Source organism: Streptomyces sp. NPDC045968, assembly GCF_056430475.1.
The window spans coordinates 422,570-433,464 of record NZ_JBWKLF010000008.1; the positions used below are offsets into that span (position 1 = coordinate 422,570).

Below are 10,895 nucleotides of genomic sequence, written 5' to 3' on the forward strand. Positions count from 1 at the left end.
GGGGGTGGTTCTACTTGCCGTAGTAGGCGTTGTAGACGGCCACCGTCGACAGGTTGCCCTTCTTGTCCGTGACCTTGGCCGCGAAGGAGATCGACTTGCCCTTCGCGGGGTTCTTCACGGAGATCGCGTTCTTCTTCACCGTGACCTTCTTCCAGGTCTTCCCGGCGTTGTAACTGACGTACACCTTCAGCGACTTCAGGTTCTTGCCCGCGGCCGAACCCTGCACCTGGACCGGCACGGAAGCGGTCCTGCCCGCCGCCACCCTGCTGTCCGGGCCCACGGCGGGCGTGAAGCGCACCATGGAGGCCGGGAGCTTCGCTCCGCTCGTCTTCTTGGACCGGAACGTCCAGCCCGCGTCGATCCGGGTGGAGGCCGCACCGATCGTGGCGCTGCGCCGCACCGAGGTCTTCAGCGTGTAGTCGGCGGCACCGGACGGCACCGTGAACGGCGTCTCGCCGTACAGCGGGTCGTTGTTCTGGGCCAGCTTCTTGCCGTTGCGGTACAGGACCGTCTTGACCGAGGTCAGCTCGGACGACCCGGCGTTCCCGCTGCCGTCGGCGACGAGCGGCACCAGACCGGTGATCTCGTTGTCCGTGCGGTAGATGCCGTAGGCGTCGCCCAACAGCGGGCCGAAGACCGCCGTGTTGACGGACTTCTTGTACGTCTTGCCGCCCGCGTACGTCCGCGGGTCACCGAGCGAGTACTGCGACTCGTACATCGGTGAGCCGTCCTCGTCCGCCCCGCCGAGCTGCGAGAAGTCGAAGTTCCAGCGGGCCTTGTCGACGGTCGAGACGTAGACCGTACGGGTGCCGGGGAGCTTCTGCGTCGTCGACGTGGCCGTACCGCCGGTCATGCTGGGGAGCGTGCCCCAGGCCGTGATCTCGCCGGTCTTCTTCGGCGCCGGGGCGCCCATGCCGATCTTCACCTTGGCGAACTGGCCGGCCGTGAGCTTGCGTGCGTAGCCGGTGGCGAACTGCTTGACCGGGCCGCCGAGCGCGATGTCGTACTCGGTGGACGCGCCCTTGGCCCAGCTGCCCAGCCAGTGCTGGGCGAGCGAACCGTCGGTGACCTTCGGACCCACGTGCGCGGTCCGGAAGTTCTTGTACGTGTCCAGGAACCAGCCGAAGGTGAACGAGTTGGACGGGGCGCCGATGGTGTAGTCCGGCGCCATCAGCAGGGACGTCAGCGACTTCGCGGGCACCGTGATGTTCACTGCCTTCGCGGTGCGCGCGTCGAGGGTGACGGCCGTCTTCCCGTTCACGTCGAGCTTCGGCTGCACGAGCCAGTCGACGCCCTTGGTGGAGTCGTCCGGGTCCACGTACAGGTTGGCGTTGAGCGCGTACTTCCCCTTGGGAACCCGGACCGTGGCGGTGCCCTTGGTGTTCTGCGGGGTGGCCCACACGCCGTCGGCCGCGCCCGAGAGGCCGAAGAGGTCGCTGTCGGCGTACGAGGCCGGCTTGCCGTCACGGCCGATGTAGGTGACCTTCACCTCGTACGACTCGATCTCGCGCTCGACCGCCGCCGCCGTCCGGACCGTCTGTCCGCCACCGGTGCCCACGAGGTACGCGGAGTACGTGCCGTTCACCGTGGAGCCCAGCCGGGTGTCGGCCGTCAGCGCCACATCGGCGGTGCCGCCCGCGGGGACGGTGACCTGCGACGCGCCCAGGGTGAAGAAACCGGCCGGAGCGGGCTTGCCGTCCGGGCCGGTCCCGTTCACCGCCAGATCGAGGGTGACGTCCGCCGTACCGAGGTTGCGGTACGTCACCTTCTTGGCGACCGGGGTGTCATCGGTGTGCGGCCACTGCTGCAGCCCGAAGCTCACCGACACGGGGTCCGCGACGATCGTCTGGCCGAGCGCCTTGTCGACGGCGATCCGGCCGGAACCCTGCTCGAACGGGGTGTACGCGCCCGGCTTCGCAGAGGTCGTCAGCGCACCCTTCAGCTCCGTGTACGTCCACGTGGGGTGCTGCTGCTTCAACAGGGCTGCGGCGCCCGCGACGTGCGGGGTCGCCATCGACGTACCGGAGATGGTCAGGTAGCCCGGAGGCTTCTGGCCGACCTCCTTGTCGATGACGGAGCCGGGTGCGGCGGCGGCCGTGATGTCCACGCCGGGAGCCGTCACATCCGGCTTGATCGCACCATCGCCGACGCGCGGGCCACGGCTGGAGAACGGCGCCAGCACGTCCTTGTCGTCGACCGCGCCGACGGTCAGCGCGGCGTCCGCGCTGCCCGGGGAGCCGACGGTGGAGGCCCCGCCCTCACCCTCGTTGCCCGCCGCGATGGCGAACAGGATGCCCTTCTCGGCCGACAGTTTGTTGACCGCCGCCTCAAGGGGATCGATCTCGGGAGTGTCCCCGCCACCCAGGCTCAGGTTGACGATGTCGGCGCCCTCGGCGGCCGCCCACTCCATGCCTGCCAGGATGCCGGAGTCGTTGCCGAAACCGTCGTCGTCGAGCACCTTGCCGTTCAGCAGCTCGGCCTCGGGAGCCACGCCCTTGAGCGTGCCGCCCGACGCGGCGCCCGTGCCCGCCGCGATCGACGCCACGTGCGTACCGTGGCCGAAGCGGTCCACGGCGTCGGCGGCGTCGGAGAAGTTCTTCTGTGCGAGGACCTGGTCCTTGAGATCGGCGTGGGTGGCGTCCACACCGGTGTCCAGGACAGCGATCTTGACGCCCTTGCCGGTGTAACCGGCCTCCCAGGCCGTCGGCGCACCGATCTGCGCGACGCTCTTGTCGAGGCTCGCCCGGCGGACGCCGTCCAGCCAGACGCGGTCGATGCCGGCCGCCGTGGTGCGCCGGTCGCCGCCCGCGGACGTGTCGGTGAGCGCCTGCCAGATGGCGGGCGCGTCGGCCTTCGGCGTGGTCAGCGACTGGGCGTTCAGCGACTTCAGGGTGCGGCCGACGGTCGTGCCACCGGCGTCACCCACTTCGGCCTTCGCCGCGGCGGCCTGGGTGCCCCGGTAGCCGACGATCAGGCGCAGACCCTGCTGCTGGGCCCGGCGGTTCTCCGGCCGGTTCAGCTCCGTGACGTCGAACAGCCGCTGGTCGAGCTTGCCGGACGCGATCAGCCGGCGCGCGTCGGCGGGCACGAGGAGCGTGTGCCCGCCGCGTACCTGCTTCTGCACGGGTATGTGCTCACGGCCCTTCGCGGGCTCGAAGCCCACGATCCGGCCCTTGGCGTCCACCTGGACGCGGTCGCCGGTGACGAGCGTGAGGTGATGCGCGGCAGCGGCCCGCTCGCCCTTCGGCGGAAGGCGGTCCGGCTGTGCCGCGGCCGGGGTGGTCATCCCGGCCGCGAGTGCCACGGCGGCCGCCGCGGCGATGGTCGATACGCATGCGCTCTTGACGTGTCTGCGCAACTCTCCCCCTGGAGAATGAAGTGGTTCCTCGGAACCGCAGGTCCGGGGCAGCTGTGTGACTGCCAGTGCCACCGGTTCACGGTTCAAGAGGGGGAAAGAGGCCGCTGGGTTCACAAAAGTGGCTCATGAGTCGCGAGTTGGCGGAATTACAGCGCTTTGCGCCCGTCGGCGACCGGGTGTGGCGGTCATTTCCAGGGCCCCCGCACCGGACTCCGATGAGTTTCGGCCGCAGCACCGGTCCTTTCTCATGTGGATGCCATGACCCCGATAGAGCTCGTCGTGTCCGGCCGCGTCACCAGGGCCGACGTACCGCGACTCTGCGCCGAGCTGGAGAAGCTGCTGTACGGCACCGCGGGGGACGCCCCCGGGCCCGTCGCCGCGGTGGACTGTGACGTGGGCGGAGTCGTACGCCCCGACCTGGCCCTGGTCGAGGCGGTGGCCCGGCTGAGGCTGATCGCGCGCAGGGCGGGCGGCCGGGAGCTACGGCTGCGCAACGTCCCGCCCGAGCTCCGGTCCCTGCTGGAGCTGGTCGGGCTGGCCGGGGCGGTGGGCCTGCGAGGCCGGGACCCGACGCGGGACCCGGCCTGACGCGGACGCGGGACCTGATCGGGAAGACCGGCCCCGCGCCCGGACGGCGACGAACGGGCGGCGGAGTCTTACGCCGGATCGGCGTCGAGGTGATCCGGCAGTCCGAACAGCGGGAACCAGCGGGGGGTGTCCAGGAAGCAGTGCATCCCGGTGATCGCCCCGTCCTCGATATCGATGACCTGCACGGCCCACGGCACGAACCCGGGGCCGTCCGGATTCGGCTTGTAGTGCGCGAACGCCGGGGTCCCGTTGGCCTCGGTCGCCACCAGCCGCGAACCCGCGCAGCTCGCACCGATGGAGAGCATGAAGCCCGTGATGTCGTCGTGCCCCTGGAGCCAGAGGTCGAACGGCGGCATGGTCATCACGGCGTCCTCGTGGAGCAGCGCGGTCAGCGCCGCCATGTCATACCCCTCGAAGGCCGCCACATACCGCTCCAGGAGCTTGCGCTGCTCCTCGTCGAGCGGATTCGCCGTGTCCGGGGCGCGCCCCTCCGTCTCCGTGAGCGTCGCCCGCGCCCGCTGGAGGGCGCTGTTGACCGAGGCGACCGAGGTGTCGAGCAGCTCGGCGACCTCGCTCGCCTTCCAGGCCAGCACCTCACGAAGGATGAGCACGGCCCGCTGCTTGGGCGGCAGGTGCTGGAGCGCGGCGACGAAGGCCAGCCGCACCGACTCGCGGGCCACGGCGGCCTCCGCCGGATCGGCCACCGACGGCAGGATGCGGCCGTCCGGCATCGGCTCCAGCCAGGTGTTCTCCGGCAGCGGGTTGAGCGCGGCCTGCGCCAGCGGCGTCGGCCCGGTCAGATCCACCGGCCTGGCCCGCTTGTTGCCCGCGTTCAGCATGTCCAGGCAGACGTTGGTCGCGATGCGGTAGAGCCAGGAGCGCAGGGAGGAACGTCCCTCGAACTTGTCGAAGTTGCGCCAGGCACGCACCAGCGTGTCCTGGACCGCGTCCTCGGCCTCGAAGGCCGAGCCGAGCATCCGGTAGCAGTAGCCGGTCAGCTCGACCCGGTGTCCCTCCAGACGGCTGTCGATATCGGCCGTCACGGTCAGATCACTCATCGCTCCACCCCTGTTGCGCTGTGACACCACTCACTCAGCACTGTGGAAGCTACCGCAGGCCACTGACAATCGGGCGGGAAGCGAGGAAGCCGCTCACGTTCCGGGCTTGCGTCCGTACACGTGGACGTCGTCGCCGTTGCGCAGCAGATTCCAGTACGCCTTCGCGTCCTTGCTCCGCATGTTGACGCAGCCGCCCGAACCGGGCGGGTTGTACATGCTCTTGGTGACCGAGTGGAACGCCTGGCCGCCGTCGAAGAACTGTGAGTACGGCATCCACACGTGGTAGATGGTCGACCAGTGCTTGATCGTGCGCCAGTAGACCTTGCTCGCGCCGGTACGCGTCTCCGCGCCGTTGCGCCCCGTCCGTACCGCCACCGGGCCGTACTTCAGCTTGGAGCCGTCCTGGATCCAGCTGAGCTGCCTGGTCAGGTCCACGCACGCGATGCGCCCCTTGTTGGTGGGGCACTTCTTGGCCTTGTTGGGGTTCTTCCCTGCCGCCTTCTGGGCGAGCATCGTGTTCATCGTGCGCCAGGTGATCGGCCCGGCGTACCCGATGGTCGGTGTGATGCCGTGCTTGGCCTGGAAGGCCCGGATCGCCTTGCAGTCGGTGACCGACTGCCTGCCGTCGACCGGGCGGCCCAGGAACTTCTCGACCTTCTTCTGATACGGCCCGGTCGACGTCGTGCAGGAAGCCGCCTGCGCGGACGTGCCCGTACTCAGAACGAGGGCCGGTGCCGCCATCAGGCCGGCGACGGACAGGGCGACGCCCCGCCGTATCCTGACGTTCCGAATGTCTCCTATGACTCCCATGTGCGCCAACTCCCCTTCGCACGCAGTGCGTTGATACCGCCTGCTTAGACGCGCGAAGGGGAGCGCCGGTTGTGCGCGCGAAGGTCTCAGTTGGGTAGCGCGACCGCCGGTACGGCCCGCAGCCGTTCGGCGCGCGCCACCCGGGTCCCGTACAGGGTGATCGACACGACGCCGAGGACCGCGAAGAGTCCCAGCGCCACGGTCCCCGCCCAGCCCCCGGCGTGGAAGGCGACCGCTCCGAGGGTGCCGCCCGCGCTGGAGCCCAGGTAATACGCCGACTGGTAGAGCGCGGAGGCCTGGGCGCGGCCCGTCGTCGCCGTACGGCTCACCGAGGAGGAGGCGACCGCGTGTCCGGCGAAGAAGCCCGCCGTGATCAGGACAAGACCGAGGAGCACGGCCGCCAGCTGATCGGCCAGCGACAGCAGCAGTCCCGCGGCCGTGGTGGAGACGGCCAGGTAGAGCGCGCCCCGGCGGCCGAGCCGGCCGACCAGCTTGCCCGCCGCGGCGGAGGAGGCCGTACCGACCAGATAGACCAGGAAGATCGAGCCGACGACCCCCTGCGGCAGGTTGAACGGAGCCTCGACCAGCCGGTAGCCGATCACCGTGTACACCGCGCCGAACACCGTCATGAACAGCGCGCCGATCGCGTACAGGCGTCGCAGCAGCGGATCGGCGAGGTGTGTGCCGACGGTCTTCGCGAGGGCCTTCGGGTTGAGCGAACCAGGCGTGAAGTGACGCGCCTTCGGGATCATGAAGTGGAAGACGACCGCGCAGACCACGGCGAGCAGTCCGACCGCGCCGAGCGCCGCCCGCCACCCCCACAGCTGGGCCACCCAGCCGGTGACGATGCGGCCGCTCATGCCGCCGATGCTGTTGCCCGCCACGAACAGACCGATCGCGGCGATCAGCGCCTTCGGCCGTACCTCCTCCGCCAGGTACGCCATCGCGGACGCCGGCAGTCCGGCGAGCGCGGCGCCCTGGACGGCGCGCAGCGCGATCAGCCAGCCGAGGGAGGGGGCGAAGGGAATGAGCAGCCCGACCAGCACGGCCACCGTCAGCGAGGCGGTCATCATCTGCCGGCGTCCGAAGCGCTCGGAGAGGGCGCTCAGCGGCAGGACGCACAGCGCGAGCGCGCCGGTCGCCGCGGAGACCGTCCAGCTGGCCTGTCCCGCCGTGGCGCCGAACGAGGCGGAGACGGCGGGCAGCAGTGCCTGGGTGGAGTAGAGGAGTGCGAAGGTCGCGACTCCGGCGGCGAAGAGCGCGAAGCTCATCCGGCGGTAGCCGGGGCGACCCGGTTCCAGGCGCTGCGCGGAGGCGGGGGAAGAGGGAGGTGCGGGGGCGTCCACCGTTCGGATGGACGCCTTGGTACTGGCAGGAGGCATACGTCGAAAGTAGGCCGCCCGGTTTCATGCGTCCAATGCACGAAGTCGTCATAATCGTTCCCATGGTGCATGAACGCAGGCCACAGCCCCGGCTGTCACCGAGTAGTTACGAAGAAGACATCCGCGCCGTGCTCGCGCCACGCCTCGCGTACTTCGAGGCGGTGGCCCGCCACGAGCACGTCACGCGCGCCGCGCACGAGCTGGGTGTCCCGCAGTCCACCCTGTCGCGGGCGATGGTCAGGCTGGAACAGGACCTGGGCGTCGCGCTGTTCGCCCGCAAGGGCCGTACGGTCTCCCTCACCCCGGCCGGACGTACGTTCCTGGCCTCCGCCGACCGGGCGCTCACCGAGGTGGAGAAGGCGGCCGACTCCGTACGGGCGGACGCCGACCCGACGGCGGGCAAGGTCGCCTTCGGCTTCCTGCACACCATGGGGTCCGAGACGGTGCCCGCCCTGATCCGGGCCTTCCGCGTCGACCACCCGCGGGTCCGCTTCCAGCTGGTCCAGAACTACGGCGAGGCGATGATCGAACGCCTCCGCTCGGGCGGTCTCGACCTCTGCCTGACCTCGCCCGTCCCCGACGCCCCGGACCTGGTCGCGCGCCGACTCGACGAACAGCGGCTGCGCCTGGTCGTCCCCGACGACCACCGGCTCGCCTCCCGCCGCCGGGTGCGGCTGGCGGAGGCCGCCGACGAAACGTTCGTCACCCTCGAACCGGGCTACGGCCTGCGGCGGATCACCGACGACCTCTGCGCGGAAGCGGGCTTCACCCCGCGGATCGCCTTCGAGGGCGAGGAGGCCGAGACGCTGCGCGGGCTGGTCGCCGCGGGCCTGGGCGTCGCCCTGCTGCCACCGCCCGCGGTGGCGCGCCCGGGAGTCGTCGAGCTCACGGTCACGTCGCCGCGGGCGGCGCGTGAGATCGGGGTCGCGTGGCTGGACGGGCACCCGGACACGCCGCCGGTCGCCGCGTTCAAACGCTTCCTGCTCTCCCGCCGGGGCCACCTCCTCCCGGACTGAGGCCCCGGGGCTCCGCCCCGGACCCCGCTCCTCAATCGCCGAAGGGGCTTGGAATGCCCGGGATTCCCATCGCCGGCTCCCGGCCGCACCCGGGGCCCCCGCCCACCCCCTAGTGCCGCAACGACCGCCCGAACCCCGCAGCCAACGGCATCCGCAGTCCCAACGGCGGCGGAGCCGCCAGCGCGTCGGCGACCGGGCGGGCGTACGAGCGTGCGAACAGTGACCCTCGTACGAAGTCCGCGGCCAGCGCCACCACTTCGGCCCGGTGCTGCCGCAGGGCGTGCCCGTCCGAGTGGACCTCGAACCGGCAGATGTCCCGGTTGGACTTCTTCGCCCGCTCGGCCAGCCGGAACGACAGTTCCGGATCGATGCGTTCGTCATTCGTGCCGTGCACGATCAGCACCCGCCGCCCCGCCAACTGCCGTACCGGCTCGGCCTCGTCCGCCGCGCCGTCCGGCAGCCAGGGGGCCATCGCCAGCGCCGAGGTGACCGCGGTGTGCCCGGCGGCCCGCAGCGCCGCCCGCCCGCCCATGCCGTGCCCGACCAGACAGACGGGCACGTCGCCGTAGCGCCGTACGACCTCGTCCGCCGCCCACTCCGCGTCGGCCGCCAGAGCCGCGTCCGTGGCGTTCCAGCCGCGCCAGCGGTACCGCACGACATGCACCGCGAGCCCGTCCGGCCGGCCCGCGCGGGCCAGATGCCGGGCGAACGGCAGCTGGACCGCGTACGACAGGGAGGACGGCCTGCGGTGCGAATCCGCTTCGCCGTCCGGGAGCAGCAGGGCGACGCCGCTGATCTCGGGTGGTGCTCCGGCCGTGAGAACGGCCCGTCCCAGCCTCGCAGCAGGCAGGGGAAGTGCGCGCTGTGCCATGACAGAACAGTGTCAGAAGGGCAGGTGTACTCCACCCGACTTCGCGGTCTCTGTTACGTATCGGAGGCCAGCGCTCTACGCGCGTAGGCGCTAGAGTGCCCAGATGACGAGCCAGACCCTCAATGTTCCCAATCCCGAGCAGATCAGGCGTGCGCCCAAGGTGCTGCTCCACGACCACCTCGACGGCGGCCTGCGCCCCGGCACGATCGTCGATCTCGCCCTCGCGCAGGGCTACGACGCCCTGCCGGAGACGGAGCCCGACAAGCTGGGCATCTGGTTCCGTGAAGCGGCCGACTCCGGTTCGCTGGAGCGCTACCTGGAGACGTTCGCCCACACCTGCGCCGTCATGCAGACCCGTGAGGCCCTGGTCAGGGTGGCGGCCGAGTGCGCCGAGGACCTCGCCGAGGACGGTGTCGTCTACGCGGAGGTGCGGTACGCCCCCGAGCAGCACCTGGAAGGCGGTCTGACCCTCGAAGAGGTCGTCGAGGCCGTCAACGAGGGCTTCCGCGAGGGCGAGAGCCGTGCCCGCGCCAACGGCCACCGCATCCGCGTCGGCGCCCTCCTCACCGCGATGCGGCACGCCGCCCGCGCCCTGGAGATCGCCGAACTCGCCAACCGCTACCGGGACCTCGGGGTCGTCGGCTTCGACATCGCGGGCGCCGAGGCGGGCTTCCCTCCCACCCGGCACCTCGACGCGTTCGAGTACCTCAAGCGGGAGAACAACCACTTCACGATCCACGCCGGCGAGGCGTTCGGCCTGCCGTCGATCTGGCAGGCCCTCCAGTGGTGCGGCGCCGACCGGCTCGGTCACGGGGTCCGCATCATCGACGACATCGAGATCGCCGACGACGGCAGCGTGACCCTCGGCCGGCTGGCCTCCTACGTGCGCGACAAGCGCATCCCGCTGGAGCTCTGCCCGACCTCCAACCTCCAGACCGGTGCGGCCTCGTCCTACGCCGAGCACCCCATCGGACTGCTCCGGAAGCTGCATTTTCGCGCCACTGTCAATACGGACAACAGGCTGATGAGCGGTACGAGCATGAGCCAGGAATTCGAGCGGCTGACCGAGACCTTCGGATACACGCTCGACGACATGCAGTGGTTCACCGTCAATGCGATGAAATCAGCATTCATTCCTTTCGATGAACGTCTGGCGATGATCAACGATGTCGTCAAGCCGGGATACGCGGAGCTGAAGTCCGAGTGGCTTTTCCGTCAGACCGTCACGACCAGCGGTTCTTCCTCGAAGACCGGCTGATCGAGCGATGAGGAGAAAGGCCGGGGAAGGCAATGCCCCGGCCTTTTTCCGTGTCTGCGCATGTTTGCGGGACGGGTAAGGGGATGGCTACGTTGCAGAGCCGCTCACATCCCCTTCCCCAAGGATGACATTCACATGAAGCAGTCTGCTGTCAGGACTCTCGGCGTCGCCGCTCTCGGTGCCGCTTTCGCCGCTGCCGCCGCCGGTTCGGCCTCCGCCGCCCCCGCGTTGCCCGTCGACGCCGCGACCGCCGCGGTGCCCGCCGGTACCGCGCTGGACGCCGTCAGCGCGGCGCTGCCGACCGTGCAGGACGCGGCCGGACAGCTCCTCAAGGGCCAGCAGAGCATCGGCGGCGACGTCACCGCCCCCGTCACCGGTCTGCTCGGCGGCCTGCCCACCAAGGGCGTGTCGGCGAACGGTCTGCCGCTCGGCGGCTGAACAGCACCCGCACACGCACGTGGGGGGGGGGGGGGGGGGGGGGGGGGGGGGGGGGGGGGGGGGGGGGGGGGGGGGGGAGGGGGGGGGGGGGGGGGGGGGGGGGGGGGGGGGGGGGG

Annotated in this window: 9 protein-coding genes; 4 read left to right on the plus strand and 5 right to left on the minus strand. The window is 70.6% G+C overall.

Features of this window, described 5'->3' with window-relative positions:
• Nucleotides 1-10 precede the first annotated feature (10 nt).
• Nucleotides 11-3,358, minus strand: a complete 3,348-nt coding sequence (locus AC07FA_RS24735) for a S8 family peptidase (RefSeq protein WP_479078246.1) — start codon at nt 3,356-3,358, stop codon at nt 11-13.
• Between the two features lie 258 nt (nt 3,359-3,616).
• On the opposite strand from AC07FA_RS24735, the gene AC07FA_RS24740 reads away from it, so the two are divergent.
• Complete coding sequence (locus AC07FA_RS24740) at nt 3,617-3,946, plus strand: STAS domain-containing protein (RefSeq protein WP_479078248.1); 330 nt, start codon at nt 3,617-3,619, stop codon at nt 3,944-3,946.
• A 68-nt stretch (nt 3,947-4,014) separates the two neighbouring features.
• On the opposite strand, the gene AC07FA_RS24745 is transcribed toward AC07FA_RS24740, so the two are convergent.
• From AC07FA_RS24745 to AC07FA_RS24755, 3 genes are all read right to left on the minus strand, one after another.
• Nucleotides 4,015-5,004 carry a sigma-70 family RNA polymerase sigma factor gene (locus tag AC07FA_RS24745; protein WP_479078250.1) on the minus strand — a complete coding sequence of 330 codons (990 nt, stop codon included), beginning with the start codon at nt 5,002-5,004 and terminating at the stop codon, nt 4,015-4,017.
• Between the two features lie 93 nt (nt 5,005-5,097).
• Entirely contained in the window at nt 5,098-5,814 is a 717-nt protein-coding gene (locus AC07FA_RS24750) for a L,D-transpeptidase family protein (protein ID WP_479078251.1), read from the minus strand.
• A gap of 86 nt (nt 5,815-5,900) precedes the next feature.
• Nucleotides 5,901-7,196 carry an MFS transporter gene (locus tag AC07FA_RS24755; protein WP_479078253.1) on the minus strand — a complete coding sequence of 432 codons (1,296 nt, stop codon included), beginning with the start codon at nt 7,194-7,196 and terminating at the stop codon, nt 5,901-5,903.
• Between the two features lie 62 nt (nt 7,197-7,258).
• Here AC07FA_RS24755 and AC07FA_RS24760 point away from each other — a divergent pair, with 62 nt between their 5' ends.
• A complete protein-coding gene (locus AC07FA_RS24760) occupies nt 7,259-8,212 on the plus strand; it encodes a LysR family transcriptional regulator (protein ID WP_479078255.1) in 954 nt (317 codons plus the stop codon).
• Between the two features lie 109 nt (nt 8,213-8,321).
• Here AC07FA_RS24760 and AC07FA_RS24765 read toward each other — a convergent pair whose 3' ends face one another.
• A complete protein-coding gene (locus AC07FA_RS24765; protein ID WP_479078257.1) occupies nt 8,322-9,083 on the minus strand; it encodes an alpha/beta hydrolase in 762 nt (253 codons plus the stop codon).
• A gap of 103 nt (nt 9,084-9,186) precedes the next feature.
• On the opposite strand from AC07FA_RS24765, the gene AC07FA_RS24770 reads away from it, so the two are divergent.
• Both AC07FA_RS24770 and AC07FA_RS24775 read left to right on the plus strand, forming a co-directional pair.
• Nucleotides 9,187-10,341 carry an adenosine deaminase gene (locus AC07FA_RS24770; protein WP_479078259.1) on the plus strand — a complete coding sequence of 385 codons (1,155 nt, stop codon included), beginning with the start codon at nt 9,187-9,189 and terminating at the stop codon, nt 10,339-10,341.
• A 135-nt stretch (nt 10,342-10,476) separates the two neighbouring features.
• Nucleotides 10,477-10,779, plus strand: coding sequence for a hypothetical protein (locus tag AC07FA_RS24775; protein WP_479078261.1), 303 nt, complete (start codon nt 10,477-10,479; stop codon nt 10,777-10,779).
• Nucleotides 10,780-10,895 lie beyond the last annotated feature (116 nt).

Coding starts and splice junctions, on each gene's coding strand:
- AC07FA_RS24760 (WP_479078255.1), top strand. CDS start 7,259: ATGGTGCATGAACGCAGGCCACAGCCCCGGCTGTCACCGAGTAGTTAC.
- AC07FA_RS24740 (WP_479078248.1), top strand. CDS start 3,617: ATGACCCCGATAGAGCTCGTCGTGTCCGGCCGCGTCACCAGGGCCGAC.
- AC07FA_RS24750 (WP_479078251.1), bottom strand. CDS start 5,814: ATGGGAGTCATAGGAGACATTCGGAACGTCAGGATACGGCGGGGCGTC.
- AC07FA_RS24755 (WP_479078253.1), bottom strand. CDS start 7,196: ATGCCTCCTGCCAGTACCAAGGCGTCCATCCGAACGGTGGACGCCCCC.
- AC07FA_RS24745 (WP_479078250.1), bottom strand. CDS start 5,004: ATGAGTGATCTGACCGTGACGGCCGATATCGACAGCCGTCTGGAGGGA.
- AC07FA_RS24775 (WP_479078261.1), top strand. CDS start 10,477: ATGAAGCAGTCTGCTGTCAGGACTCTCGGCGTCGCCGCTCTCGGTGCC.
- AC07FA_RS24770 (WP_479078259.1), top strand. CDS start 9,187: ATGACGAGCCAGACCCTCAATGTTCCCAATCCCGAGCAGATCAGGCGT.
- AC07FA_RS24765 (WP_479078257.1), bottom strand. CDS start 9,083: ATGGCACAGCGCGCACTTCCCCTGCCTGCTGCGAGGCTGGGACGGGCC.